The organism is Cohnella algarum, from assembly GCF_016937515.1.
GTDB classification, from domain to species: Bacteria; Bacillota; Bacilli; order Paenibacillales; family Paenibacillaceae; genus Cohnella; species Cohnella algarum.
Map to the genome: position 1 here is coordinate 376,521 of NZ_JAFHKM010000002.1, position 22,729 is coordinate 399,249.

The 22,729-nt window shown below is 51.9% G+C and carries 36 protein-coding genes and 2 pseudogenes; 15 read left to right on the plus strand and 23 right to left on the minus strand.

Translation table 11 applies throughout. The features are described 5' to 3' along the window. Positions 1-16 precede the first annotated feature (16 nt). The 6 genes from JW799_RS01730 to JW799_RS01755 form a co-directional block, all read right to left on the minus strand. Positions 17-847 carry an SDR family NAD(P)-dependent oxidoreductase gene (locus tag JW799_RS01730; protein WP_205428406.1) on the minus strand — a complete coding sequence of 277 codons (831 nt, stop codon included), beginning with the start codon at positions 845-847 and terminating at the stop codon, positions 17-19. 437 nt (positions 848-1,284) lie between these two features. Then, the gene (locus JW799_RS01735) at positions 1,285-1,905 is read right to left on the minus strand and encodes a GNAT family acetyltransferase (protein WP_080836282.1); all 621 of its coding nucleotides are present in this window, start codon (positions 1,903-1,905) and stop codon (positions 1,285-1,287) included. Next, positions 1,905-2,081, minus strand: coding sequence for a hypothetical protein (locus JW799_RS01740; protein WP_176220781.1), 177 nt, complete (start codon positions 2,079-2,081; stop codon positions 1,905-1,907). The genes JW799_RS01735 and JW799_RS01740 overlap by 1 nt, the downstream gene beginning before the upstream one ends. A 986-nt stretch (positions 2,082-3,067) precedes the next feature. Then, complete coding sequence (locus tag JW799_RS01745) at positions 3,068-3,466, minus strand: YhjD family protein (RefSeq protein WP_205428408.1); 399 nt, start codon at positions 3,464-3,466, stop codon at positions 3,068-3,070. Then, positions 3,463-3,663, minus strand: coding sequence for a hypothetical protein (locus JW799_RS01750; RefSeq protein WP_205428410.1), 201 nt, complete (start codon positions 3,661-3,663; stop codon positions 3,463-3,465). Before JW799_RS01750 ends, JW799_RS01745 begins: the two co-directional genes overlap by 4 nt. Positions 3,664-3,771: 108 nt before the next feature. After that, a complete protein-coding gene (locus tag JW799_RS01755; protein ID WP_205428412.1) occupies positions 3,772-4,212 on the minus strand; it encodes a hypothetical protein in 441 nt (146 codons plus the stop codon). 160 nt (positions 4,213-4,372) lie between these two features. Here JW799_RS01755 and JW799_RS01760 point away from each other — a divergent pair, with 160 nt between their 5' ends. Next, entirely contained in the window at positions 4,373-4,579 is a 207-nt protein-coding gene (locus JW799_RS01760) for a hypothetical protein (protein ID WP_205428414.1), read from the plus strand. Positions 4,580-4,597: 18 nt separating this feature from the next. On the opposite strand, the gene JW799_RS01765 is transcribed toward JW799_RS01760, so the two are convergent. Beyond that, a complete protein-coding gene (locus JW799_RS01765; protein WP_205428416.1) occupies positions 4,598-4,756 on the minus strand; it encodes a hypothetical protein in 159 nt (52 codons plus the stop codon). Continuing rightward, the gene (locus tag JW799_RS01770) at positions 4,737-4,949 is read right to left on the minus strand and encodes a YlcI/YnfO family protein (RefSeq protein WP_240353121.1); all 213 of its coding nucleotides are present in this window, start codon (positions 4,947-4,949) and stop codon (positions 4,737-4,739) included. Before JW799_RS01770 ends, JW799_RS01765 begins: the two co-directional genes overlap by 20 nt. A 127-nt stretch (positions 4,950-5,076) precedes the next feature. Between JW799_RS01770 and JW799_RS01775 the strand changes: the two genes are divergently transcribed. The 13 genes and pseudogenes from JW799_RS01775 (at position 5,077) to JW799_RS29140 (ending at position 11,206) form a co-directional block, all read left to right on the plus strand. Continuing rightward, positions 5,077-5,589, plus strand: a complete 513-nt coding sequence (locus JW799_RS01775; RefSeq protein WP_205428420.1) for a CBM20 domain-containing protein — start codon at positions 5,077-5,079, stop codon at positions 5,587-5,589. 66 nt (positions 5,590-5,655) lie between these two features. Beyond that, on the plus strand, positions 5,656-5,892 hold the full coding sequence (locus JW799_RS01780; RefSeq protein ID WP_205428422.1) for a hypothetical protein: 237 nt from the start codon (positions 5,656-5,658) through the stop codon (positions 5,890-5,892). 164 nt (positions 5,893-6,056) lie between these two features. Continuing rightward, the gene (locus JW799_RS01785; protein ID WP_205428424.1) at positions 6,057-6,329 is read left to right on the plus strand and encodes a hypothetical protein; all 273 of its coding nucleotides are present in this window, start codon (positions 6,057-6,059) and stop codon (positions 6,327-6,329) included. A gap of 103 nt (positions 6,330-6,432) precedes the next feature. After that, positions 6,433-6,978, plus strand: coding sequence for a hypothetical protein (locus tag JW799_RS01790; protein ID WP_205428426.1), 546 nt, complete (start codon positions 6,433-6,435; stop codon positions 6,976-6,978). Between the two features lie 92 nt (positions 6,979-7,070). After that, a complete protein-coding gene (locus JW799_RS01795) occupies positions 7,071-7,397 on the plus strand; it encodes a hypothetical protein (RefSeq protein WP_205428428.1) in 327 nt (108 codons plus the stop codon). A gap of 67 nt (positions 7,398-7,464) precedes the next feature. Next, positions 7,465-7,743 (plus strand): hypothetical protein, encoded by a 279-nt coding sequence (locus tag JW799_RS01800; RefSeq protein ID WP_205428430.1) that lies wholly within the window; start codon positions 7,465-7,467, stop codon positions 7,741-7,743. A 257-nt stretch (positions 7,744-8,000) separates the two neighbouring features. Further along, positions 8,001-8,201, plus strand: a complete 201-nt coding sequence (locus tag JW799_RS29895) for a DUF7695 domain-containing protein (RefSeq protein WP_420830595.1) — start codon at positions 8,001-8,003, stop codon at positions 8,199-8,201. A 216-nt stretch (positions 8,202-8,417) separates the two neighbouring features. Next, positions 8,418-8,870 carry a nucleotidyltransferase domain-containing protein gene (locus JW799_RS01805; RefSeq protein ID WP_205428432.1) on the plus strand — a complete coding sequence of 151 codons (453 nt, stop codon included), beginning with the start codon at positions 8,418-8,420 and terminating at the stop codon, positions 8,868-8,870. A 113-nt stretch (positions 8,871-8,983) separates the two neighbouring features. Then, positions 8,984-9,217, plus strand: a pseudogene (locus JW799_RS29900) (stalk domain-containing protein); the annotation flags it as partial. Positions 9,218-9,256: 39 nt separating this feature from the next. Then, positions 9,257-9,733 (plus strand): annotated as a pseudogene (locus tag JW799_RS29905) (stalk domain-containing protein); the annotation flags it as partial. After that, positions 9,728-9,940, plus strand: a complete 213-nt coding sequence (locus tag JW799_RS28205) for an excalibur calcium-binding domain-containing protein (protein ID WP_338026339.1) — start codon at positions 9,728-9,730, stop codon at positions 9,938-9,940. The pseudogene JW799_RS29905 and the gene JW799_RS28205, both read left to right, overlap by 6 nt. Before the next feature lie 133 nt (positions 9,941-10,073). Further along, positions 10,074-10,925, plus strand: a complete 852-nt coding sequence (locus JW799_RS01815) for an ATP-dependent DNA ligase (RefSeq protein ID WP_205428434.1) — start codon at positions 10,074-10,076, stop codon at positions 10,923-10,925. Positions 10,926-11,071: 146 nt separating this feature from the next. Beyond that, positions 11,072-11,206 carry a hypothetical protein gene (locus JW799_RS29140; protein WP_275901428.1) on the plus strand — a complete coding sequence of 45 codons (135 nt, stop codon included), beginning with the start codon at positions 11,072-11,074 and terminating at the stop codon, positions 11,204-11,206. An 84-nt stretch (positions 11,207-11,290) separates the two neighbouring features. Here JW799_RS29140 and JW799_RS01820 read toward each other — a convergent pair whose 3' ends face one another. The 12 genes from JW799_RS01820 to JW799_RS01875 all read right to left on the minus strand — a co-directional run bounded on the left by JW799_RS01820 (position 11,291) and on the right by JW799_RS01875 (position 20,299). Beyond that, positions 11,291-11,923: a hypothetical protein gene (locus JW799_RS01820; RefSeq protein ID WP_205428436.1), complete on the minus strand. Its 633-nt coding sequence runs from the start codon at positions 11,921-11,923 to the stop codon at positions 11,291-11,293. After that, on the minus strand, positions 11,916-12,401 hold the full coding sequence (locus JW799_RS01825) for a Panacea domain-containing protein (protein ID WP_205428439.1): 486 nt from the start codon (positions 12,399-12,401) through the stop codon (positions 11,916-11,918). Before JW799_RS01825 ends, JW799_RS01820 begins: the two co-directional genes overlap by 8 nt. A gap of 299 nt (positions 12,402-12,700) precedes the next feature. Next, positions 12,701-13,543, minus strand: coding sequence for an N-acetylmuramoyl-L-alanine amidase (locus tag JW799_RS01830; protein WP_205428442.1), 843 nt, complete (start codon positions 13,541-13,543; stop codon positions 12,701-12,703). Further along, positions 13,536-13,898 carry a hypothetical protein gene (locus JW799_RS01835; RefSeq protein WP_240353122.1) on the minus strand — a complete coding sequence of 121 codons (363 nt, stop codon included), beginning with the start codon at positions 13,896-13,898 and terminating at the stop codon, positions 13,536-13,538. Before JW799_RS01835 ends, JW799_RS01830 begins: the two co-directional genes overlap by 8 nt. Next, entirely contained in the window at positions 13,898-14,191 is a 294-nt protein-coding gene (locus JW799_RS01840; protein WP_205428443.1) for a hypothetical protein, read from the minus strand. The genes JW799_RS01835 and JW799_RS01840 overlap by 1 nt, the downstream gene beginning before the upstream one ends. A gap of 43 nt (positions 14,192-14,234) precedes the next feature. Beyond that, on the minus strand, positions 14,235-16,727 hold the full coding sequence (locus tag JW799_RS01845; protein WP_205428445.1) for a hypothetical protein: 2,493 nt from the start codon (positions 16,725-16,727) through the stop codon (positions 14,235-14,237). Beyond that, on the minus strand, positions 16,727-17,014 hold the full coding sequence (locus tag JW799_RS01850) for a ketopantoate hydroxymethyltransferase (protein ID WP_205428447.1): 288 nt from the start codon (positions 17,012-17,014) through the stop codon (positions 16,727-16,729). The genes JW799_RS01845 and JW799_RS01850 overlap by 1 nt, the downstream gene beginning before the upstream one ends. Next, positions 17,011-17,598 (minus strand): putative phage tail protein, encoded by a 588-nt coding sequence (locus JW799_RS01855; protein WP_205428450.1) that lies wholly within the window; start codon positions 17,596-17,598, stop codon positions 17,011-17,013. The genes JW799_RS01850 and JW799_RS01855 overlap by 4 nt, the downstream gene beginning before the upstream one ends. Further along, on the minus strand, positions 17,591-18,670 hold the full coding sequence (locus JW799_RS01860) for a baseplate J/gp47 family protein (RefSeq protein ID WP_205428451.1): 1,080 nt from the start codon (positions 18,668-18,670) through the stop codon (positions 17,591-17,593). Before JW799_RS01860 ends, JW799_RS01855 begins: the two co-directional genes overlap by 8 nt. After that, complete coding sequence (locus tag JW799_RS01865) at positions 18,663-19,043, minus strand: DUF2634 domain-containing protein (RefSeq protein ID WP_205428452.1); 381 nt, start codon at positions 19,041-19,043, stop codon at positions 18,663-18,665. Before JW799_RS01865 ends, JW799_RS01860 begins: the two co-directional genes overlap by 8 nt. After that, positions 18,928-19,332 carry a DUF2577 family protein gene (locus tag JW799_RS01870; RefSeq protein WP_205428453.1) on the minus strand — a complete coding sequence of 135 codons (405 nt, stop codon included), beginning with the start codon at positions 19,330-19,332 and terminating at the stop codon, positions 18,928-18,930. Before JW799_RS01870 ends, JW799_RS01865 begins: the two co-directional genes overlap by 116 nt. Then, positions 19,319-20,299: an XkdQ/YqbQ family protein gene (locus tag JW799_RS01875; protein ID WP_338026204.1), complete on the minus strand. Its 981-nt coding sequence runs from the start codon at positions 20,297-20,299 to the stop codon at positions 19,319-19,321. The genes JW799_RS01870 and JW799_RS01875 overlap by 14 nt, the downstream gene beginning before the upstream one ends. Positions 20,300-20,392: 93 nt before the next feature. Between JW799_RS01875 and JW799_RS01880 the strand changes: the two genes are divergently transcribed. Continuing rightward, positions 20,393-20,596, plus strand: a complete 204-nt coding sequence (locus JW799_RS01880; RefSeq protein ID WP_205428455.1) for a hypothetical protein — start codon at positions 20,393-20,395, stop codon at positions 20,594-20,596. Here the strand turns inward: JW799_RS01880 and JW799_RS01885 are convergent. The 3 genes from JW799_RS01885 to JW799_RS01895 are packed head-to-tail and all read right to left on the minus strand — an operon-like array spanning position 20,577 to position 22,661. After that, entirely contained in the window at positions 20,577-20,888 is a 312-nt protein-coding gene (locus JW799_RS01885) for a hypothetical protein (protein ID WP_205428457.1), read from the minus strand. The two genes, JW799_RS01880 and JW799_RS01885, sit on opposite strands and share 20 nt — an antisense overlap. An 18-nt stretch (positions 20,889-20,906) precedes the next feature. After that, entirely contained in the window at positions 20,907-21,626 is a 720-nt protein-coding gene (locus JW799_RS01890; RefSeq protein WP_338026205.1) for a LysM peptidoglycan-binding domain-containing protein, read from the minus strand. Positions 21,627-21,674: 48 nt separating this feature from the next. Further along, on the minus strand, positions 21,675-22,661 hold the full coding sequence (locus JW799_RS01895; protein WP_205428459.1) for a copper amine oxidase N-terminal domain-containing protein: 987 nt from the start codon (positions 22,659-22,661) through the stop codon (positions 21,675-21,677). Positions 22,662-22,729 lie beyond the last annotated feature (68 nt).

Consider the following 22,729-nt stretch of genomic DNA (forward strand, 5'->3'; position numbering starts at 1 on the left):
GCTATCGAGAACAAGGCTAGCCGAGTCCGCACAACGCCAAACTGCGTTCGTACAGCATCTCCTGCTGCTGTATATCATAGGAAAACGGTCCCGTTTGCTTTTTCGTTTCTCTGTTGTAATAGTGCCCCGTCGCGCCTTCAAGGGAGGGATCCATAGCCAGTCTCAGCGATGGCCGCGCCCCTTTTTCCGGAGCGGACATAAACAGCTTTAAGAGCGGCCGAAGAAAGGACGGCACCATTCGCGCAGATTGAGGCGTATAGATCACCCCGGGATGAACCGCGTTGACCGTTACGGCCGTGCCTGACAGCTTGCGGGCAAGCGCGTAAGTGAACATGACGACGGCCAGCTTGGCAGCGCGATAAACGTTCATTGCGCGATAGTCGCCGGGATCGATCAATTTCTCGAAATCCAGGCTTACGGCCTGCATTTCCGAAGCCACGTTTATAATGCGGGCGGGCGAACTTTTCTTCAGCGTTTCAAGCAAAAGCTGCGTCAAAAGAAACGGCGCATAATAGTTCAACGCAAAGGTCAGCTCCATTCCCTCCGCGTTTTTCCGATAATCTTTGAAAACGCCGCCGGCATTATTGATCAGCACGTGCAGGTTGTCATGCCGGCTTAAATACTGGCTTGCCAAAGACCGGATGCCATCGCCGGCCGTCAGATCCGCCAGCAGCAATTCGACCTTCCGGTTCCCGCTGAGCCGAATGACCTCCTCTCTGGCTTCCTCCCCGCGCTTTCGGTCCCTTGCCGTCATGACGACATGCGCCCCGGATTTCGCGAGTCCGAGAGCGGTTGCCTTGCCGATTCCCGAATTCGCTCCCGTTACGAGACAGATCTTCCCGGTCATGTCCATTGCCTCCCGCCCCCTCCCGATTGAATGGCGCTCTTGCGCGGATTGCATTTGCGTGATAATCGCCAAATTCGTAATATAAATAAACTTGCCGCTGCGGTCTTTGTCCGGTATTTTGGATCATATTTCAAACATAAGGACTCGCCTGTCTTCGTCAATTGGACTAGCTGTGCAGACGTCTACGGGATCGAAAAAATGATCTTCATATGGGAAGATCAGGATTATATATATCTGCAATCTAGCATACAAGCAGTCGTCCGTTCAAGAATTGAACGCGGAAATCTGCGCTTGCCAAATTTGCTCAGTTTGTTGTTGAATACGACTGAACTAGATTTCATTTTTGACGCCGTGCGATCGAATAGTTCATTACATACCAGATACCGTCCTTTTACACGTAAAGCAAAAAAAGCAACGAGGCTTACTCTCTCGTGCTTTTATAAAATATCCTTTAATTGTTTTACCATCATGCAATATCCATTTTCTGTTTCAAACGCATCAATCAGATTAAATCCATTTGCTTTATAAAAATTAATAATTTTTTCTACGTTCTCACATTCTAGATATAATATACGACCGCCCACAATACGGTGGGCCTCAGCAATCTTTCTATAAGCAAGTTGGAGAAGATCATTACCACTACAACAATTAGCTGAGCGAGCTTCATCACTAAAATTCTTTCCTAATTGCCCCAAAAGGTAACCTTTAATAATAAAGGTACTTTGCTCAGTTTTATGCCCAATTCCCATTAAACGTTTTTGCATACTATTTGTTAGTTTGCGAAATTGTTTGTTAGGAATTGAAAGAGGTTTATTAGAAATAGAAAAATATCCGACGAGAACTGGATTAGATTTGTAAGTAGACATAACTAAATAAGTCCTAGCCAAATCCATTTTTTCGAATTGAATGGCTTTATTATGCAAAAAATATTCTACATCTTCGGCACCAGAACTATCTTGAGCTTTATAAGTGCTGAACGAAAAGAGGAGTTTTTTAATATCCTCCTCTGTTGGTATTGATCTAATCATATCATTAAGGGAAATGACATTTAAGGACATTATTTCCCTTTCAAAAAGCCTTCCATAATTCTTTGTATTTTTTCAGTCCGCACGACATCATTAACCGTCAGCTTGATTTCATGATCCACTCTTTTGGATTTTTCAATCGCATCGGCCAATTTCGAACTGGACTTCTGATTAAATTTGAACTCTGAAGTAAAGCTTTTGGTAGCCATAAATGTTGCCACCTTTCGTCGTCAATTCCTGATCAACGCCAACACCAATATCTTACCCTAAACTTATCGGTTCGCATAGTGGTAAAAAAAATTTCACAATTCATTATATTTATTCATATTCAACGTAACTCGAGATGTTCCGGTTTTAACTTCTCTTTTCGTTAATTAAATTATCCCCATTTTCAACAATTTTGAATCAGTTTATTTCATCATAACGCGCACTCATTTTTTCTGAATTGAATCAGTTCATCAAGTAAAAGATAAAATCAGAAATTATCCGTTCAATTCTAACTTTTTATCCTCCACTTTAACATGGCATTCGTACGACAACTCAAATATAGTTTGTAAGCCGAGTTCCGAGCGTACGCCAATCGATCCATTCGATAATTCCCCCGGTTTCTCTTGCACGGTTGGCTACGCATATTTGGGGCAGTTATTGATCTTTTGCAGCCGCGAGTCGATCTCGCCCGCCCCCCACTTGATTGCAAGGGATGACCGATACGTGTAACGATGCATTAACCAAGGTGTTCAAAAGTTGGAAAGGTGGACGATAAAAGCATACCCGGGAGTCAAAAATGTATTAGTCATACAGTGGGATTTGGGGATCAATAAAATCAGATGAAGAGGGAGTGAAACTTTAGACAAGTATGTGACTAAAAATTGGCGTGTAACGGCCTCCGAAAAGCATTCCTCCTTCCGCTCCAGTAAAATGACAAAAATAAAAATCCCTTATGTATCGAGGGATTTCATCGATTTAAGTATGGTGCGGTCGGCGGGATTCGAACCCGCACGCTTTGTGGGCGCTACCCCCTCAAAGTGAAATATTGGCCGTTTTCAATCCGATTGAATCCTCGGGACCCTTGTAAATCAAGGGTCTTTCTTTCATCGTTCTTTGCAGATGCGAGTGAATTTCGGGGGTCACGAGCAGCTTTTGTCCCCAATTTGTCCCCAATCCGCCCCCAGCGTAAAATAAAGAGCCCCGGCTCTTAACCGGAGCGTCCATCGCCTTGCAGCCGTCGCTCCATCTCCTCTATGTGCTGGGTCAGCCGCAGGCGCATCTCGGTCTTTACGACCTCCCGTGTGACCCCAAACTCATTTTGGTATCCCCGGCAGTTGTATTGCACGTAAATGATGTCGTTGTCCTGTCTCTCGTCCCACACCTTGATTTTGCGGCGCTGCATCTCCATCCGGAGCTTGGAGTGTTCCCGGCTGACTGCATAGATCAGCGCATCCGTAGCAGCCTGATAAAGCGGCTTGAGCAGTTGTGTCGTATACTCCATCTTTTGGCGTTGCTGCTCGAGCATTACGGCCAGGTTGGGCAATACGATCATATCCCGGATCATATCCCATTCTTCGATTGTCGGGACTCCCTTCGGGTCCTTCACGACACACGCCTCCCGTCAGCTGGCAGCACGGCGAGGATGCGATCGAGGGTTAGCGTCCGAAACGCCCTTTTGCCGGCGTCGTAAACTCTGGCGTACCCGCCGCCAATCGATCGCACCGTGACGATCCGCTGCGTGATCAGTCCTTTGCTGTCCTGGTAAATGATTTCGACGAGCCGGCCAACGTATTTGTCGATCATGCTGTTCGCCTCCAAACAAGAACACTTGTTCTTATTATATTGCGAACGTAAGTTCCTATTCAAGAGGTAAAAAAAGAGCAGTCTCAAAATTCTGAGCTGCTCAGTTTATCATCTTAACTCCCTTGGGTATAAAGTCGCCCACCCGAAGCACCGGGAAAAATCTCCTGTCCATTCCAACGCATCCATGTGCAAAGCCGCGCTGACCTCTAACCGATCAGCAATGTACGGCAACGGTACGGGATCAGTCGCTTTTGTGGCGAGCGGCTCGCCGGCCGTCTCGTGCAGCATACGCCAGATTGCACCGCTGTCGAGTTTGCTGCAAGCGGTCGTCAGGATCGGCGCGCCGTCGCTGGCATAGACAGTTGCGATTGTGGCCATGTCGGCGTGAATGCTCTTGACTCGATAACCGTCAAACATTACCGCCCCTTCCGGCTTGGTTGCATCCCGCAGGATCCGCTGAAGCACGAAATAAAGCTCCTTGTTAACCTCGTTCGGATAGGTTTTTCGAACATGGCCCGTGTTAAGGGTTATATGGTTAAGGTGTTTCAAATCTTCCCCTCCCTCCTATCGTCCACCCATATTATATCCGTAATTACGAGTTTTGTCTGTCTATTTAGCACTATGATTTATACTTATATAAGTACAAAATGCTTGACATTATACTTATATAAGTATATAATAAAAATATAGAAAGGAGGTGAGAAAAACAATGAGCAAAGAAGCATTTAGAGCAATTGAAAAACTCCAAAAAAGAGAACACCTCTTGCAGACGATGCGTCATCGCCTGGAAACGGGGCGCATCACCGAAGAGGTGTTCTCGCAGTCGGTAGCAGACATTGATAAAACCTACCGACTGACGGCCGCTGAACAAGCCGCTTACGATCAGTATATCATTCGTAAAGCGCAGAGCAAGTAAGGCGAGGGAGAGGGGCGATCAGGCCCCTCTCTTTTTACGTCGGCGCGGGATGTTCTTTATTTCGATTCGACCAGCTGCGTCCTCTTGGACGAAGTAGTCGAATAAGTCTTGATCGATCAGGATTAATGGATAAACAACATTACCATCAACGGCGTAGTCAAGATGGGTCAGTTTCATGATCTCCGCTTCCCTCCCGCTGGATTTTCTCCTCAATCGCTTGAACGACAAACGAGTTCAGGCTTGCATATCCGTGTTTTTTTGCGTGCTCGGCGTAGTCGTCTTTTTTTCCTTTCGGAGTGACGACTAAGAATTTATCATAATTCGCGGCGTTATACTTGTTCTTCGCCCGCGTAGATGCTTTTCCGGTCATCATATCGACCTCCTTCGTTCTTATTTAACATAACAAAAAAAATATACTTATACAAGTACAAAAAGTGTTGACTCTATACTTATATAAGTATATAATTGAGATATAAATTACAAGGGAGCGATGAACGATGAAAGCAACGATTATGAAACGGGCACACGAACTTGCAAAAGGATTCGAAGGCCATTACGCCGCCTGCTTGGCGCTGGCCCTGCGCCAAGCCTGGGTTGAAGCCCGGACGCCAGCTCCCGCAGTTGAAGAAGTCGCTGAGGCGATCGTATCCGGTCTGAGCTTAGTTCGCGGCTGCCGCAAGATCGACGAGGCTGTTATCCGGACCGAGGCCCACAGTGGATGGAGCAAGGGCTGGCTGGCCCGTGTATCGTTGTCAGCGCCGGGCGCACGCTTCGACCTTGAACGTGAGTTCGTCCGTGCCAGCGCTGACAACACCAATCGGTCCGGTAACGGCTACAAAGAGTACAATTTGAGCCAGTTGGTCGACGGCATCTATGAGGCCGACAGCGTGGCAAAGAGCTACCAATCGCACCGGACATTCTTCCAAGTCGCCGGCGGATCGGTGGTTGAGATTTTCGAGGATAAAGCAGCCGCAAAAGCCGCGCTTGGTGCGGGAAAATATGCAGCATAAAACTACTTGACCATATACTTATATAAGTATATAATAGAATCATAAAGAACAAAGGAGACGATGCAAATGAACAAACCGAGCTACGAAGAAGTAATCAAGTTGGTAAACGAAATGAACGCGGCGGCAAAAGTCTTCCACGAAATGTTGGAGCGCTCGAAGACCAACCCTCTCGGCCCGAAAGAGTTGATCGAGATGGAGAGGGCCGGGCACAAAGCTTCCGACCTCAATAAAAAGCGAAAGGAAGTGCTGGTGCTCTTCACGCCGGAAGAGTTGGACGAAATCCGCAAATTGGCACAAAAATAACCCCGCCTGACGATGGCCGGATGGGAACCGGCCGAAACGCCCTCCGGGGCGTCGCGGGATCCCGCTACGAGCTGGCCCGGCCGGGCTGGCCATTACATAGATCACTCTTTGAAAATCAAATACCGCGACAGCCCATAGGAGGCGGCGGACAGGAGGCACACGAAATGAGCGTAAACGTTTATTTTCGGGGCATCAAAGCCCCGACCGAGGAGTATCGGAAGAAAGTCGCCGCCTACAAAGCTCTGGAAGATGCGGGCTTGGACATTCCGGAGGAGCTGCAGGAGTTTTTCGATTACGAAGAACCGGACGAATCCGGACAGACCGTCGAAATCGAGGAAGCCGAAGACGGTGACGTGATGGAAGATGGCGAGGTCACCATCGACCTTTCTAAGCTTCCTCCGGGGGTTACGCACATCAAGGCAATTTTGAGCTACTGACAGGGCTAGGGACTGTCCCGTGCAAGCCGGGACCGCCGGGCAACCGGCGCTCCGCTCAACCTGTCCGCAGGGCAGGAATACATTATTGGAGGAATGACATATTATGAAACTCTCTCAACTGCTCGCATCCAAAAAAGTCGTCGCTTCCGGTTTCGCCGCCATCTCGGGGCTGTCCACACACTCCCTCGGAACCGAGGAGGCTGTCCTGTCGTCGCTCGCGCCGTCGGTGCTGGCGGAGCAAGGCGTGGCGGAATATTACGCGCTGCAACTGGCGCGCGGGACCGTCTACAACACGACGGAGGAGATCGTCGCAGCGGATCCGGATGTCCGGCGCTATGTGATTCTGGCGATCGACAACACATACGGCGCCGACGTGGTTATCGTCTCGCGGCATGCCGGTACGGTCGCCCTGCTGCTTGAACGCTACCCAGGCGCTGACGTGCTGGAATCCGTGACGGCTGACCAAATCGCCGGCAAGCACGTCGTCGGCACGTTACCGCCATATCTCATCACCGCTGCGGACGCGTACACGGCCGTCACCATCCGCGGGTTTGACCACACAAAGGACGGCGACCTGGCAGGTGACGAGCTGGCGGAGCGGATCGTCATCGCGGACAAGCCGCTGCGGGTTGTCGAGCTGCCTGCATAAAAAAAGCCCCACCCCGTCAGAGTAGGACTTTTTGGCGAGTGCCGGATTGCGGCCGGCCTCGCCTCCATCATACCATAATTGGAGGTCATGAAATGTACAAAGTACCTGTTTATAACAATGTTTGCGACCGCGATGTCATTTCCCGGGTCCGCTATAACGAGCGGCTCGATCGCTGGAACGGAAGCAACTGGCAAAACGGCGGCGTCGGCCGTCATCTCGGCATTACCCGCTTGCAGGACGGGCGGTTTGTGCTGATTTACGGAACGCAATGGGAGGGCGAGCGCGATTATGGCCTGATCGCCACGGATCGGGAGGCGCTCGACGAGATCCTCCGGTCCGGGAATGATGATCTTTTGGAGGATAAACGGTTTGCGCCCCTCAAGGCGCTTGCCGAAAAGCTCATGCCGGAAATAGTCTGATTTTCAAGGGGCTACTTGGCCCCTTTTTGCTTTGCTGGTAAAATACGATAAAAGGAGATGAGACGGGATGAAACAAAATCATAAATCGATAGGTCAGCGCTTAAAAAGGGCTCAATCGCCGGAGTCCAAAAAGGCAATCGCCCTTGATTGGGCGCAGAACTGGAAAGAGGATCACGACGAGCTTATCCGCAACCTCGAGCGGGCCATACGCACCAACGACTATGATCTGCTCTGCATCGCGACAGGACAGTTAAAAGCCGTCGGACAAAAGCGATTTGACGCCCTCCCGCGAGTTTTATCCCATCTTGCCGAGGCGGCGGCGCCCGAGCCTGAAAGCGTGGATTGAAATGAAAACGCGAGTTTGCAAATCCAATTCCTGCGATAAATCGTTTATCCCATTACGGGACGATCATTATTTCTGCTCTGATCGATGTCGGTACCGGGATCACAAGGCCCACAAGCGGGCATCGAATAAACGCGCCGGGAATTGTCCGCAATGCGGCAACGTATGGATCGAACCGCGAATGACACGCCGGGGCAAGCCGGAGCATTGCCTGCGGTGCCAGGACTATTATGCCCGGCGACACAAGGAGATGACGCACCTTGAGCAGGCTCAGGCGTAATGCGGTACGATGCCTTCGGTGCGGGGATGTCGTCGACTCCACATCGTTGCACCAGATTGCCCGCTGCAACTGCGGCGCGGTGACCGTCGATGGCGGCCTTGAATACGCCAAACGTATATGGGTTGGTGGGCTTCCGGAAGAAATCTTCGAAGAATTATCCGAGTACGAAAAAGAGCAGTGACCCCGAAAGGCCGCTGCTCTTTTGAAATGACTTGAAAAAAATTATTTCAATCCACACGGTTTTTAGCCGTGAATACACTTAATAAATTATATGCTTCAATCCACACCCGCTCACCACGGGCGACCTACCTGTAGAATATCCCATTAGTTATATTTTGTCAACCCGAGTTGGGTATTGAGCCTGTCCCGCATGAGAAACGTAGAATGGGGTGGTATTATGGGAATCGAAAAGGTACCTCAGGAGATTAGAGACAAGCTTCAAAAGCTTTTTAACGAGTATGGCCTGAACGAGGGATATCTTTATGTTGACCTAAGTTCAGGCGACGTTGAACTGCGTACGAATAAAGCCTCGCCTGAAGATTTAAGGTTGGCGAAAATCATAGCAGGCATCTATGCAGAGAGGGACCCCGAAAATATTGAGAAGATCGTATTGTTCGGGTCACGAGCTCGCGGGGATTCAGGCGCCAGCAGCGACTTTGATATCCTTATTTTAGTGCAAGAGGATAGTAAAGATATTCGGTCAAACATACGAGCGGGAAGACGGCACTCAAGTAAATTTCCTATAGTTGATCTAGACTTGATTATTTGTACGGATGAAGATTTCAAAAAGTCCAAGATTTATGAAAGTGTTTTGAAGGAAGGGATCCTGTTATATCAGCGTGGCAATTAGGGAATATTTTCAGCCGATAACACCGACGAGTGATTAGTATATGTTTACCTCCTATCGCCATGTTTTGAATTCCATTGTATGATAATGATGGAAAAATGATGGGAGGTTGAAAAATGAAGCGCTGGAAAATTGCCATTTTATCTGTTATTGTCGCGCTTTTCTCTGCAACCGTCACAAACGCCGCTCCGAAGATTTCACTCATAGTCAACGGCAAGACGTCAACAGCCGAAGTCAAAGCTATCGACGGAACTACGTATGTCCCACTCCGCGCAGCTGCTGAATTACTCGGAGCGGATGTAAATTATGTAACCAGCACAAAAACGGTCGTAATTACCTCGAAAGGTGCTCAACAAACCGCAACCCCGACGATCGAAAAAACGTCGAAAATGACGCTTGTCGTCAACGGCACAATCGCCAAGGTTGAGCCAAAAGTGATGAGCAACACGACGTACGTTCCCGTACGCGCGGCGTCTGAGCTTTTGGGCGCAGACGTCAAATATGACCCGAAGACTTACACGGTCACGATTACCCAAGGCGAGATTACATACGACGTTACCATCACGTTCCCCGCAGACCGCTATCCTGAAACGGCGGCCCACATTAAAGCAGCGATTGCAAAAGGTGAATCCGCGGTCTGTACAATCGATCGCGACGGCGCAGATGAAAACCGAGAAGAGTCCTTAAAGGGAATACCGACAAAGGACGGATACGATCGGGACGAATGGCCAATGGCCATGTGTGCCGAGGGCGGTACCGGCGCGGATGTCGCTTACGTTGAGTCGTCCGACAACCGCGGCGCGGGTGCCTGGGTCGGAAATGCACTTGAGGAGTATCCGGACGGTACCCGTGTTTTGTTCGTGATATCCGGAGGAGCAGGGACGACGACCAACCAGCCGGAAACATCGACGGGTAATGATCCGAGTGAACCAACAAATCAACAATCTGGAACTGTAGTTTACGAAACGTGCAAAGCTGCCAGAGAAGCTGGAGCAGCTCCGCTGTACGTTGGCGATCCTGGATACAGCAAAAAGTTAGACCGCGATGGTGACGGTGTCGCGTGCGAATCATAATGATGCTCCCCGGCTTTTATGCCGGGGATTTTTAATGTCCTGCAGAAAGGTAAGGGAACATTTACCGCCGTCAAAGCCATGCCCAGAGTGATACAATCGGTATATCAAAAATGATATACGGACGGTGTGCCTTATGTTTATCTCCCCCATGCTGTTGGAAAAACGCGAATCCCCTTTCGACGACGATCGCTACATATTCGAGCCCAAGATCGACGGCCACCGGATGATCATGTCCATCCAGGACGGCGCCGTCCGGCTCTACACGCGCCATGAAAACGAGGTCACGCGCCAGTATCCCGAGCTGCATGACGTACCGATCGCGAACAGCTCCGACGCGGTCCTAGACGGGGAGGTGGCGATCGTGGATCCGGAGAGTGGCGCGGTCGAGTTTGAATCGATCATGGAGCGGTTTCGAATGAGTCGGCCGATGTCGATCCGGGAAGCGTCCGTCCGGCGGCCAGTCCATTATTTCGTTTTCGACATATTGCGGTACAAAGGCCAGGACGTCCGCTCGAAGCCGCTGACGGAGCGCCGGGCGCTGCTGGATGACGTGCTGCAAAACAATCGGTATTTCAGCCGTACGCTGGCCGTGGACGGCGCTGGAAGGAAATTATTCGAAGCGATCAAAGATAAGGATATGGAGGGCATTGTCGCAAAACGCAAGGACAGCACATACGTAAGCCAGCGCAGCCCGAAATGGCTCAAAATCATCAATTACCAGTATGCGACGGTCCGGATCGCCGGATACCGTAAAAATCAGTTTGGATGGCTGGCGCAGCTTGATGGCCGAGGAGTGGGAATCATTGAGCTGGCCGTGCCGGCGGTTCACCGGCAGGCGTTTTATGGGATCGCAAAGACGATCGTTACGGGCGAGGATCGGAATTATGTATATTTAGAGCCGAGCATTCAGGCCGTTGTCCAGTTTCGAAATTGGACGCGGGCCGGGTTGCTGCGGTCGCCGGAATTTGTGCGATTTATAGTCTAGTCTTTTCACAAAATTAACCTCACATTATGCTCCCTATCGTATAATTTTGGTATTCATCGTATTATAAAAGGGGTTAAATTACCTAGCTCGGGAGAACGAATAGTTCGACGGTCACATCCCGTTTTCCCGAAAATGGAGGGCATAATATGGATCATGAACTGCTTAAAAAAGAAACTGAAGAAAACGTAAGTTGGTTATCATTCAGGATCTCTTCAGGTGCAAATATTGTTAGCGTAGAACTAAAGAGTGGAGAAGTCTATAACTTCTATCTTCAAGCTTAACTTTTACATGGATACTGAGACAATAATAAACGGAAGTTTGTATACATATAAAAAAATAAGCAGTAAGGTAAATCCCTCCCTGCTTTAATAAAAATCATTCTTATTTGTCTTTAGTTCCATCTCCAGCGCGTGCCTATCTATTTCTGAATAAATCTCGTTTTTTTCTTCCTCTAATGCTAATAATTCAGCGCTATAACAGTCATAGCAGTCATCGGGGGGGTCGCATTTAACTATTCCTCCGTGTTTCTTTGAAGGGTAAAGATTATGATCTGGATCCAACCATACTATGTAAAATACGTTGTCAATTAAAAATCCGTGTACCCTTCCTCTTGCAGTAGACAATGCAAATTGATATGCGTCGTTTTCAATTTGTTTAAAAAGTTCATCATTAAGAGGAAATTTTGCACTCACATGATCCCAATTATGGGGATGAACTCTTAACGGTTTATGGCGATGAACTTTAAATTCTACTACTTTCATTCCCGAGACTTTTTTCATGGTCTCTAAACAATTGAGAAGCCATCCTTGATCAGCATTTCCACAATTAAAATACTTATGTTCACGATCAAAAAATTGCCACGAAAATATTACATTTTCTTCAGCGTATCTGTTCAATGTCTTTTGAGCTGATTCTGAAAATAAAGACCCCATCTTTTTAGAAGGGGCCTCCGGTCTAGGTATAGAAAATCCTTTGTGCTCCCTTTTAGGATTAGGCATTTCCCAATTCCATCCTAACCTGTTCAATAATATCCTTATCTTTAATCGGTGAATTTGATGCTTGGAAAGGTTGAAGACCAGCTCTTGCCCTTTTCCAAGGAATTTGATCATGAGTTAAGGCTTCAAGTTCATCAGCATCCAAGTGGCCGTAAGATTCGTAAAGCGATTCAAGGAATTCATATACCTCTGCATCATTTGTTATTACATTTGGGACGGTAGCCTCACGTGGGATAGCCGACCACCCAAATTCTTTGTAAGTGTGGTAAAGGCTCGGATCAACTGGCCCATGCACCCATGCCTGAAACCTATTGTCAAAGAGTGGTTTTTCGAAATAGTATAGGTACCAAGAGTAAGCGTAGAAGCAAAGCTTCTGAAGTTTTTTTGGAGACATTGATTCCATGTTTAAGAACGTTTTTGCCACATCGTGAATGGTGACCATTTTCCTCACCCTTCTTTTAAAATCTATAATGACTCCCATGATCTCACCACTCCTTAAATTTGGATTGCTACATTCATTACCCAAATTAAATAAGGATATTCTGGTTAGATCAAAACAAGAGGTTAAAACTAATTTGATTCCATAATACACCAACGTAATGTCGAATGTTGTCGTAATTTGTCTTTATTGATTAATTTTTTATTCCCACAGCAAAAATTTATAGAACATCCTTGTAGGTCAAAGTCCCCAATATTGGCACCTCGTACAATCTAACTCATATATCAGTGGCATTCGTTTGACAAATAAAAGCCCGAGAGCCGAAGCCCCCGGGCTGATTATTATTGATAAATGAAGACTTTTTTAACCCCGCCGTGCCAGTACACTTCGGCCCCCAGCAGTTCCCCCGCCGCGCGTACACCGACGAACGTCATGCCGTCGACGACGGAGAACGTCTCAACAGCTTTGCCGTCGACATACGGCAGCTTAGCCTCATTGTCCCAGTGGACCGGTTTGCCGAGGGCGTCGCCGAGCTGGCGAAGCGGCAAATAGACATGGCCGTCGATCACCCGGCCGTGGCCGGCCAGCTTGTCGTTGACGATGACCGGGACGTCGGCGGCCGCCGCCTGCTTGAGCTGCAATCCGAGGTAAGCCGCCATGCCCGCGACGATCCCGTCGGCGAAGGCGTCCAGGACGTCCTCCCGCCGGAGCTTGGCGGCGTCGGCTGCCACATCGATGAAAAGGCACTCGATCAAAACGGCCGGCATATTGGATTCCCGGCACATGTGCAGGTTTGCTCGTTTCTGGCCGCGGTCCCGCTCGACGCCGAGCCGGTTGATTCGCTGCCAGATTTCCCGGTGCAGAACATTTTGAAACGCAGCCGACGCCGCGCTCGCGCCTGTATAAACGAAGGATTCGAAGCCGCCAGCCCCTCCCCCAGCGTTGACGTGGACGGAGACGAGCGCATCGGCCTTCGCGCGGTTTGCAAAGCTGGTCCGCTCAGACAGCTCCAAAAACGTATCCATCGAACGCGTCAGCAGCACGCGGGCGCCATCGTAGCGCTCGAGTTTGCCGGCCGCGAGCTGCGCGATCCGTAACGTGATGTCTTTTTCCTGCAAGCCGTTTCCGACGGCGCCGGGATCCCGCCCGCCGTGGCCAGCGTCAATTACGATCGTCTTAGCCATTGACACCATCCCCCTGTTTATCATATTCGCGCTTGTCCGCTTGCGTGTCGGCGGCCGACGCCCCCGGTGGGTTCAGCGCTTTGTTCTGCATCTGGCCGGCGGCCGCCGCAACCAGGAAGGCGTTGGCCACCGCCAGCGCGTAGACGCGCCAGTCTCCCGCGCTCGAGCTGTCCACGGCGAGCTGGGCCAACGTCAGCACCAGCCATGCCACGATGACCGCGTACAGGTCCGTCGGCAGCCAGCTGACAAACCGATCGACGAGCCCCTTGGTGTACTGTACGACGAAATAGACAAAAACAGACGCCCCGGCCATCGTGCCCAGGGCGCTCCAAGTGAAAAGCTGATTTTCAGGCATTACGCATCCGCCTCCAATTTATCGATTCGCTTATGTGCTTGCTTTGTCGACTCCTCAACCCGCGTCACGCGTTCGGCCAGTTGGTCGAAGCGCTGTCCCTGAGCCCGCTGTTCCAGCCGCACGTCGTCAACACCCCGCTTGATGTACTCCATGTCGAGCATTAAACGGGCATCCTGACTCGCTTCTGCGACCGTGTCCTGCCGAACTGATCGGGATCGCCCAAGCCACCCGATGATGATGCCGCTTATGGCTGCCACCGCTGAAACTATTGCCCCGATGATTGAATAATCCACCCTCGCACCCCCAATAAATAAGGCCCCGCGTATCGCGGAGCCATTACCAAAATGCGTACCATGTGAATGTCTGTCCGACCAGTTCCGACCATGTGCCAACCGGTATCCGGAACGGGGTAGGACCTCCCAATATACCATCATCTGCAAAAGGACCGGAGAAATGCATCGACGTCCCGAAAGTCCCGGTGTCCCTCGCGGTTTTGGTACAAAATGCTATCTGGCCATAGGAAAGTCCGCTCGTGTTGGGCAAAGTAGTTCCCATTGATATACCAGATGAATAGACGACGTTGTATAGCCAGCCGTTGGGGTGATTACAATAGCCAACGATCAACCTCGGAAGTCCTATGTCAGTACGGACATTACCCTCGATATAATAGGAGTCGTACACATAGCTACCAGGGTAATTGGAGAACCCATATACCCTGATAGTGGCATTCGGCACCCCCGACGATCCACTCTGCCTCAGGGAGGTGAGGTTGCCGACGATCCTCTGTCCGTTTGTGTAGCCGACCCTGCCGTTCAGTATGTCGCCCGCGCCAACATTCCCGTCACTCGTGAATGTGCCTGCGACCCCTCCGACCGTCACCCCTGCTTTGATATTGCCCGCAGCCAGATTACTAACCCCAGCAACCGTACCACCACTCGTGTATCCCGCTGGGATGGACTGAGCGTTCGGACCGGGCGTGAAGGACAGGGAACCATTGTTCGGCATCGTGCCTGTCACAAGTCCGTTCTGGGTGCCGATCGTTTTCCCGGCCAGTACGTCAGCAGCTACTGCCGTGCCATACTCACCCCCTTCACCCTGCAAGATAAAATTTGTGCCATCGTAGACCAGCGTATAAACGCCGCCCGACTTGAGGAATCCTGACGGCGGCGCGGTACCGTCTACCCGCCGAATCGCCTTGGCCCCGAGGCTGTTGACGTTGATCGTCGGGTTTGCACCGTTGGCCGCATTGAGCTTAACCGATATCCTCATGCCCATCGTGAGTTCCGTGGGAGCCGGGCTGAGAGACACCGTGTAGGCCGTCCCGGTCCCGGCCGTCGTGCCATACCCGATCGACTTCATGGCAACCTCGTTCACAGCGCTGACGAGCGAGTTTTTGTTGGTCGTTAATAACGCCGAACGGGCCCCCACCTCTCCCGTTACGTACGCTGTATTTGCGATTTGTTGGGAGTCGCTTCCGGGCGAGGCAGTATTCACCGTAGGCTCCCCCGGCAGGAAGATATTCGCCTCCGGGAGTGCAGTCGAATCCGTCGTATAGACGGGGCTGAGTTGAGAACCGAGAAGGTTTTGCTGCCCTCCCGAACCATTAGCGTACCCTCTGACATGAACATCGATCGGACTGTTTGTGGTTATGTTGGATATACCTATCTTAATTCTCCATCGGGAATTTGCCGTGTCATATTCTACATCCCCAATGGATATATAGAGACGGGCTGCTCCGAGCGCTTCCACGTAACGCGAGCCTTGGTAAGCGATGGTAGAAGCCCCCGAGGTCGCAACAACAATACGCTTAACCACCCTACCGGTCAGATTCCCGGTATTCCACGCGCTTGTAACCTCGACGTCTATATATCCTTGAATGCCGCCTGTCCAATAAAGGTCGAACTTCTTATTGGTCTGATCCGTGGTGTGAGTTCCACGCCCGACGTACTTTTCGAAATAGAACGAACTAAGCTCACGGAACGTCGCCGCTCTTACCGAGTTCGCCGACACTGGACCGGAGAAGGTTACGGCCCCAGTGTTCCTGTTGATGGTAAACGGCATCGCCCTGTACGATCCGTCATCGTTGTATGACCAAATCGAAAAGTTAGAACCGGAATTATCGCCGTTTTCGATGCCATTAAGGCCAATATTGAACCTAATTTGTTCGCCAGAATGCAAGCCCAGGTGTTGTGACCCTGATCCGCTTGTTCCGGCATTAGTCATGATTCTAGCAAACGTCGGGCTTGCCATCGTTCTTACGTCTTGGTTCGTACGCGCATCTAAGGCCGCCTGCACTGCATCAACTTCTGCTTTGCGCGCGATGTCGTCCGTCGCGGCCGGAGCTGCCACCTTGGCCCGGCCGGAAGCGTCGCGCTGCATAATCGTGTTGGACGTCGCCGCTGCCGTCGCGCCATGCGCTCCGGTCGTCGTATCCATATGCCCCTTGGCCGCCTCCAACGTCGTGGCCGGAGCCGTCCGCCAGTTGCTTTTGCCTGTGATCGCCTTGATCATGTAGGCCAGCCAGCTCAGTAGACTGGTCAGCGTCCCAGTGTTCCCGGTCGGCGCGGTCGTGTCCGAGACCGTCCGGTTGCCAATGACCGCATCCGTAGCCGACCCCGCGCTGCCGGCGCCCGAGGTGATCCCGTCGAGCTTCCCTTTGTCGGCAGCGCTCATGAAGCCTGCGGACGATGTTGTCGCTGCCGCGTGGGCGGCTCCGCCGGCGCCAATATGGTTTTCCAGGCTCTCCGCGTTATCGTTAATCTCTTGGCCGATCTGGTTCATGTCCTCCGGCTTGACGGTGTCGCCCATCGTCCAGTTTGTTTTTGCCATCAGCTCGTGACCTCCTTGACTTCGATGTTTTGCAGCATCAGCGTGTCCGTTGTAATCGGCACGTTGACGTTCGCGGAGCTGATCACGTTGTCGGCCGCGTCCATGAGCTCGATCGTCGTGATCAGCGAGACGTCCGCGACCGGCACGATGTAATTCAGCGCGACGGTGTTTTCGGCCACGTCCTTCGCCTCGAACTCGGTGATGACGTAGGTCCCGTTGATGACCACCTTCGCGATCCGACCGTCAACGTACTCGGCGACATCCATTAAAAACGATTGCGTGATCATGTGATCTGCTCCTCCGTTCCAAGCGTCGAATAAGGTTCCTCGCCGAGATCCCATGATCCGTCCAGCTTGTAATTCCAGGTGATGGTCTGTCGGCTGATGTGCTCCTCAAGCCCGATTACATCCAGCAAGGACGTGTTTTGCTGATAGATCAGGTTGGCCGGCTTGACCGTCTGGATCGTATGCAGGACCTCATGAAAGATATTGGCGTTCTCGATATTTGTCGTGACGTAGAGGACGAATTCCTCCACGTCGACGGAGACGATCGTCATCCCTTGGCCGACAAGTTGGTCGAGCTGCTGCTGCAGCCAGCGGATCGTAAACGGCGGCTTGGTTTGGTATCGGTTGAGGATCCGCTTTTTACGAAATTCAAGCGTCTCCGTCGTTGGGTCCGCTTGAATGCCCAGCATCGCCTCCCGCCGCTTGATCGCCAGCAGGTCGGATGTCTCGACAAACTGGTCGTCAAAAAGCCGCTGCACGGCAGCGGCCATCAAATCCAGCTCGATATCCTCTGTTTCGGCCAACTCCACGACATCCAGGATGCCGCGATAGTACGCCGGCAAATACTGCAAAATGCGATCAGACATTGACGGTCACCGTCCCCAGCGCGGGCATTTCTTCAGCCCCGAACGTCAGGTTAGCCGGGGCACCGTTGAGCGCCGTGTCCCTAACATCGATGACGCCGGGCACCGTCAAGATCGCCGCGTCGATCTGCGCTACGCGCGCGACCAGCTCCGTCTCATTCGCCCAGCTTCGCCGAAGCCCGAGCAGGTACGCGCCAATGGCGTCCTCGATCGGCCCCTGCACCTGTCCCACCGTCGTGCCGCTGGCCAGCGTCACGGTCGTGACGACATTGACGGTGAGCGCCTGCACGCCGGTGATCGTGACCCGATGGCCAATCGGCGCCGTCCCGAGCCCCTCCCCGCTGTTTTCCGTCGGGTCCACAATGGTTTGAACCTCGTCGATCAGCGCCTGTGACGGCTCGTTCCAATCCGCGGCGATGATCGTGCATTTGACCGTGCCGCCGCCTTGCCAAACAGGGAAGACTTTTGTGCCGCCGACGCCGTCGATCTCGTTGATCGTCTGCCGGTAGTCGGAGACGTTGCCGCCAAACCGAGGCTCGTTGACCGCCTCATAGTATCGTTGGCGCAGCTCCGCGTCCGGCTCTTGATCCTCCCCCGGCACCAGGACGTCGGTCAGCTCGGCCCGGACGAGCCCGGCCACGTATTCGATCGGCAGCATCGCCCCGAAGTATTGGTTGCCGATGGTCCCGGCCGTCTCGCACCGGAGCGAAAACTCGCCGGTGGCGATCTGCTCGGCGACCGTATAGTTGATGCCCGATATGCCGTACCGGCTGCCGATCGGCACATTGACGGGGACATTGTTGTTGCCGTAGAACACGCCTTTCCGGATCGCGGACGTTGCGGCCCGGCGGTTGACGCCGAACTCCGCGGTCCGGCGCGCCAACTCGTCGCCGGAAGCCGTATCCGCGAAGGACAAATTGCGGTTAATGTCCAAATCGATGTACATCTGGGCAAGCTCAGCCGCGGCGGGCGCCAGGGCGTCGTAAATCAGGCTGCCCTGCCGCTTGTCGACGTCCGGCCGCACGCGATCCAGCATCCGCTGCAAAATCACTTCGTAGGTCAAAGTCTCATACATTGACGCTCGTGCTCCTTTCTACTCGGATCGAGCCAAAAATCGTAACAACCGTAAAAGTAACGACGGCCGTGTCGCCGGCCCCGATGGTAACCTCAAAATCCTCGACGGCCGTAATCCGGTCGTCCTGAAGCAGCGCATCGGTGACGAGATTCTGAATTTCGCTCGCCGGCCCGCGAATTCGGCCGTACGAGTCATTGTAAATCAAGAATGCGAATCGCTCGGTGTCGACGATTTTGTACACCGCCTGCTTGACGGCATCAACCCCGTCGGTCATGCCCGCGATCCGCCCCTTGTCGAAATCGATCCGGTACGTATGGCTCGTTTGGACCGTGTCCTCCGTTACCGGCGTGGCCCCTGCTGGCAATATGCTCATGGCAACCTCCCCAGAATGACGTAATCTCGGCCCCCATCGATCGCAGCAGGACGAGCCGGTCCCCCTCCTCGATTCCGCGGCGGATTTCCACCGTTTGGCCGTCCACGGTGACCGAGTAGGCCGTCATGTGCTCCGGGACAATTAAAAAGTCCGCTGACAAAGGCAACCGTTGGTCAACGGTTACCTCGAGCGGACTTGTTTGGGTTACGACGCCATACATGACCGTGGCGGGCTGAGACGCTTGATTTACATTCGAGGCAATCTGCTTCATCACATCAGTGAGGCTCATTGCCGTACACCTTCATTTCGAGCTGCATGGTATGCTCGTCCCCCTTAAACCGGTGCGTGCATTCGTCGACCAGGTAATATTGATTGATGCCAAGCTCCTCAATCGTCACCTGCAGCTTCACACCCGCGCGCACCCCGGGGTACCCGAGAGCCTCCAGCGTAAAGCGTACCTGCTCGCGATTTTTTAAAGCGATAAACCGCGCCATGATCTGATTGATCTGCGCCTCATTGAGGCCATCGTCTACCTTTTGGTAATATTGCAGGCGGCCCCAGCGCGCGATCGTGGCGCTGTCTTGCGTGATGTAGACGTCCCGGTTGCCAGTCTCCTCGTTGTCCCTGACCAACTTAATCCGGTTGTAGGTGTCGCTGTCGATATCGCGCTTGAGATTGTACCCGTAAACGAGGCTGCCATCCCCCAAGATCAGGTCAACCGTCAGGTTTTCGACATCCCGCAACGTAAGCGCGCCCGCGTCGTCGTAAAAGACGTACAGCCGCCCCGTCGCCATTAGCGTCTCGTCGAGCGCAGAACAGATGATGTCGATTCGTTTCTGGCCGTCCTGGAGGAAACGAGGGATTCGGTGCACAGTGTCAACCAAATCGCCGACGTTCAGGTCGACGGCGCTCGTGTTGTCCCGGATGACCTCCGTCGCCGTGACGTTGGTTTTGACGTACGTGTCGGTCTCCATCAAGTACCGGATCTGATCGTACGCGGTGATCTTTAGTTCGCGGTCGTCTGATTCCTCGATCACAAACACGTTTCCCACGAACAGCAGATCCCCGTCCATCCGAACCCGAACGACATCGCCGTTGTTAACGACGAGCTGCTCCTGATAGGCGGGGCCGCGGACGATCGATAAATCCAGCACGCCCGCCTTTCCGACGCGCGACGTGCGCCAGGACGATTCGGCGACCAGCTGCGTGATGTCCCACAGTATGCCGTTTCGGTTGTCGAGAATAACCTCGAACACGTTCGTTCCTCCTTCTGGAAGGACTTCCCTCATAAATGTCGAATTATGGTAGTTGTCCAAACTTTACTTATCGACAAAGAGGGAGGTGTCACTGTGGCAAAAATCAAAGATTGGAATGTCTCTTTCAATCGAGCCGAATTCTTCACTTCGGAAGATGGGAGGCGGCATCTTATTCGTGATGAACGCGGCGATGTTGCTGAAATATCAGACAACCCGAGTAACATCGTGATTCGCACATCCGACATCACGATCGTGATCGATGATGGCAAAAAAGAAATTACAGTTTCGCGGAAATAGTCTTTCCAGATTGAAGCCGAGCGTGCTTGAGCTCTTCCTTTACACGCTCAAGGATGTCCTCGGCTTCTCTGATGGTCGCTTCATACTTGGTCAGAACCTCGATAATTTCATATTGCACAACCGATTTTTCGTAATCATCCATGAATGGTCGACTCCTATCGTTTAGAATTAATGTCTGAGAAACTTCCCGCGTCACCCTCCGATCAATCTGACCGATCATTTCGTCAACATCGACCTTCTTATTGATGACCAATTCCTCCCGAACAATCTTCCTTATGCGCTGTTCATCCATCCTTACCGTCTCCTCTCATTATGTTCTTCTTGCCGGCATCTGCAGGACCCGCCCCGGCTGCAGCCGCTTGAGCTCCGAGTCGGTAATGTTGTTGAGCTGCTGGATCTCCCGCCAGCGGCCGGAGTCGCCAAGCTGCAGCCGGGCGACCTTCAGTAGCGTATCCCCGGGCTTGAGCGTGTACGTAGCCTGGGGGACGCGGGGGTCCCACGCCTGCGCTTGCTCCTTAACCAGCTTCGTCGTGCCATCCGGCTGTTGCACCGGACGCGCCCGCGCCGGGGCAAAAAAGACGTATTCCTTGAGCTTGAGCGAATAAAAGATGTCGCCCGGGGAGCCGCCCTGCTCCCAGCGTTCGAACGATTCGATCGTCATCGGGAGCCAGATTTTTGTTTTGTCGTCGTTTATGTTGCTACCAATGTATGAAAAGCGGACTGGATATCCGCTGTGCATCCATTTGTTAATGTAGTAAACGTATCGATGTGCGTCAGGCTTTCCATCCGTTTGAAAGTGTTTGGGGTTGATAAAGGGGTAACTGTTACCGGGGAAGAAACTTTCAAAACTGATTTCTGCCAATTTCGGCTTTTCGATCGTCTGAATAGGCCCGGTTCCGATGATCCGGTATTCCTTTCCTGACCCTTCTCGTTTAATAGTTACTTTTCCCGGAAGAATGGGAAACGGCCATCCCTCTTCGTTATTGTTCCAACTGATATACATCGAAAACGGCTTTGTTTCCTCTTCCACGTTTTTCCCTCCTATCCAAAATGAAAGCGCCCCTTTCGGGGCGCCTGTTCATTTCGAGATAATTCCTTCTCTTTGAAGGTCACTTATATTGAAAAATACATTGCCATAATATTTCTTAATTCGAATGCCATCTATTTCAAAGTCACCATCACGTGTCTCATTGAATTCTTCTGGTAAAGTTATTTCCTTGTAAATAGTTAAGTTCATGAGGTTTTCGTTGCTGAAAACCATTTTACCGGGAATGGTTGAAATGCCTCCGTAATATACATCTTCAATCTCTGACAGCATACTAACCGATATCCACCCCTCGCTCAGCAATGGGGGCAGCTCGTCACGCCCTTCGGCGACGGCCATCTGATACGTGATATCCGCCGAGTCCGGATATCCTTTGTACCCGGGCACTTCCTCCTCAACAAATTCCGTGTCCGGGCCCAGGATCCCGCCCTGCGGTAATCCGGAGCCGGGCGAGCTGACGTCGCTCGTTTTCCCGGGGTCGGAAATATCCCGGAAATATACGTTCCCTTCCTTGATAAACCCACTGCTTGCTTCAATCGTTCCATCCGGCTTGAGCGTCAAATAAGCGCCGCCGTCGAACGTATACGTGAGCCCTTGAAAGTCCGAGCTGATCACCTGCACGAGGTTGACTTCTTTCGTCCAGGTTACCAACCGGCCCGTCGATTCCCCGACGAATCGGAGGGGAACGTACGTCGATCCGTTTTGCGCAAACGGGGCCGCGCTGAGGGTTGTCGATTTTCCGTTGACCGTGGCGGTCTTGCTCCCCACGGTTAAGGCGACGCTCACGCCATCCCCTTTGCCGGTGACCGTCCGGCTGGCCGGATCGTATCCAACGTCCAGCGCCATGCTTTCAAACAGGGCGCGAAACGGTAAGTAGATGGTGCCGCTCTTGGTGATCGCATCTCCGCTGATCGGGATGCCATCAATAAAAATATGAGTCTTGCCGGCAGCTGACGAGGTGAACGGCAGCGCGACCAACAAGACGAGAGCCGCAAGTATCGATGAAATTGCTTTTTTCAAAATGCACACCCTCCCACGATTTGGTTTGCTTTACCATATATCGGATTATACGCGAAAAATCGTGAGAG

Excerpts from the sequence above, each read along its gene's own strand:
- JW799_RS01730 (WP_205428406.1), bottom strand. The coding sequence starts at position 847 with ATGACCGGGAAGATCTGTCTCGTAACGGGAGCGAATTCGGGAATCGGC.
- JW799_RS01735 (WP_080836282.1), bottom strand. The coding sequence starts at position 1,905 with ATGTCCTTAAATGTCATTTCCCTTAATGATATGATTAGATCAATACCA.
- JW799_RS01740 (WP_176220781.1), bottom strand. The coding sequence starts at position 2,081 with ATGGCTACCAAAAGCTTTACTTCAGAGTTCAAATTTAATCAGAAGTCC.
- JW799_RS01750 (WP_205428410.1), bottom strand. The coding sequence starts at position 3,663 with ATGATCGACAAATACGTTGGCCGGCTCGTCGAAATCATTTACCAGGAC.
- JW799_RS01760 (WP_205428414.1), top strand. The coding sequence starts at position 4,373 with ATGAGCAAAGAAGCATTTAGAGCAATTGAAAAACTCCAAAAAAGAGAA.
- JW799_RS01765 (WP_205428416.1), bottom strand. The coding sequence starts at position 4,756 with ATGAAACTGACCCATCTTGACTACGCCGTTGATGGTAATGTTGTTTAT.
- JW799_RS01770 (WP_240353121.1), bottom strand. The coding sequence starts at position 4,949 with ATGACCGGAAAAGCATCTACGCGGGCGAAGAACAAGTATAACGCCGCG.
- JW799_RS01775 (WP_205428420.1), top strand. The coding sequence starts at position 5,077 with ATGAAAGCAACGATTATGAAACGGGCACACGAACTTGCAAAAGGATTC.
- JW799_RS01780 (WP_205428422.1), top strand. The coding sequence starts at position 5,656 with ATGAACAAACCGAGCTACGAAGAAGTAATCAAGTTGGTAAACGAAATG.
- JW799_RS01785 (WP_205428424.1), top strand. The coding sequence starts at position 6,057 with ATGAGCGTAAACGTTTATTTTCGGGGCATCAAAGCCCCGACCGAGGAG.
- JW799_RS01790 (WP_205428426.1), top strand. The coding sequence starts at position 6,433 with ATGAAACTCTCTCAACTGCTCGCATCCAAAAAAGTCGTCGCTTCCGGT.
- JW799_RS01795 (WP_205428428.1), top strand. The coding sequence starts at position 7,071 with ATGTACAAAGTACCTGTTTATAACAATGTTTGCGACCGCGATGTCATT.
- JW799_RS01800 (WP_205428430.1), top strand. The coding sequence starts at position 7,465 with ATGAAACAAAATCATAAATCGATAGGTCAGCGCTTAAAAAGGGCTCAA.
- JW799_RS01805 (WP_205428432.1), top strand. The coding sequence starts at position 8,418 with ATGGGAATCGAAAAGGTACCTCAGGAGATTAGAGACAAGCTTCAAAAG.
- JW799_RS01815 (WP_205428434.1), top strand. The coding sequence starts at position 10,074 with ATGTTTATCTCCCCCATGCTGTTGGAAAAACGCGAATCCCCTTTCGAC.
- JW799_RS29140 (WP_275901428.1), top strand. The coding sequence starts at position 11,072 with ATGGATCATGAACTGCTTAAAAAAGAAACTGAAGAAAACGTAAGTTGG.
- JW799_RS01820 (WP_205428436.1), bottom strand. The coding sequence starts at position 11,923 with ATGCCTAATCCTAAAAGGGAGCACAAAGGATTTTCTATACCTAGACCG.
- JW799_RS01825 (WP_205428439.1), bottom strand. The coding sequence starts at position 12,401 with ATGGGAGTCATTATAGATTTTAAAAGAAGGGTGAGGAAAATGGTCACC.
- JW799_RS01830 (WP_205428442.1), bottom strand. The coding sequence starts at position 13,543 with ATGGCTAAGACGATCGTAATTGACGCTGGCCACGGCGGGCGGGATCCC.
- JW799_RS01835 (WP_240353122.1), bottom strand. The coding sequence starts at position 13,898 with ATGCCTGAAAATCAGCTTTTCACTTGGAGCGCCCTGGGCACGATGGCC.
- JW799_RS01845 (WP_205428445.1), bottom strand. The coding sequence starts at position 16,727 with ATGGCAAAAACAAACTGGACGATGGGCGACACCGTCAAGCCGGAGGAC.
- JW799_RS01850 (WP_205428447.1), bottom strand. The coding sequence starts at position 17,014 with ATGATCACGCAATCGTTTTTAATGGATGTCGCCGAGTACGTTGACGGT.
- JW799_RS01855 (WP_205428450.1), bottom strand. The coding sequence starts at position 17,598 with ATGTCTGATCGCATTTTGCAGTATTTGCCGGCGTACTATCGCGGCATC.
- JW799_RS01860 (WP_205428451.1), bottom strand. The coding sequence starts at position 18,670 with ATGTATGAGACTTTGACCTACGAAGTGATTTTGCAGCGGATGCTGGAT.
- JW799_RS01865 (WP_205428452.1), bottom strand. The coding sequence starts at position 19,043 with ATGAGCATATTGCCAGCAGGGGCCACGCCGGTAACGGAGGACACGGTC.
- JW799_RS01870 (WP_205428453.1), bottom strand. The coding sequence starts at position 19,332 with ATGAGCCTCACTGATGTGATGAAGCAGATTGCCTCGAATGTAAATCAA.
- JW799_RS01885 (WP_205428457.1), bottom strand. The coding sequence starts at position 20,888 with ATGGATGAACAGCGCATAAGGAAGATTGTTCGGGAGGAATTGGTCATC.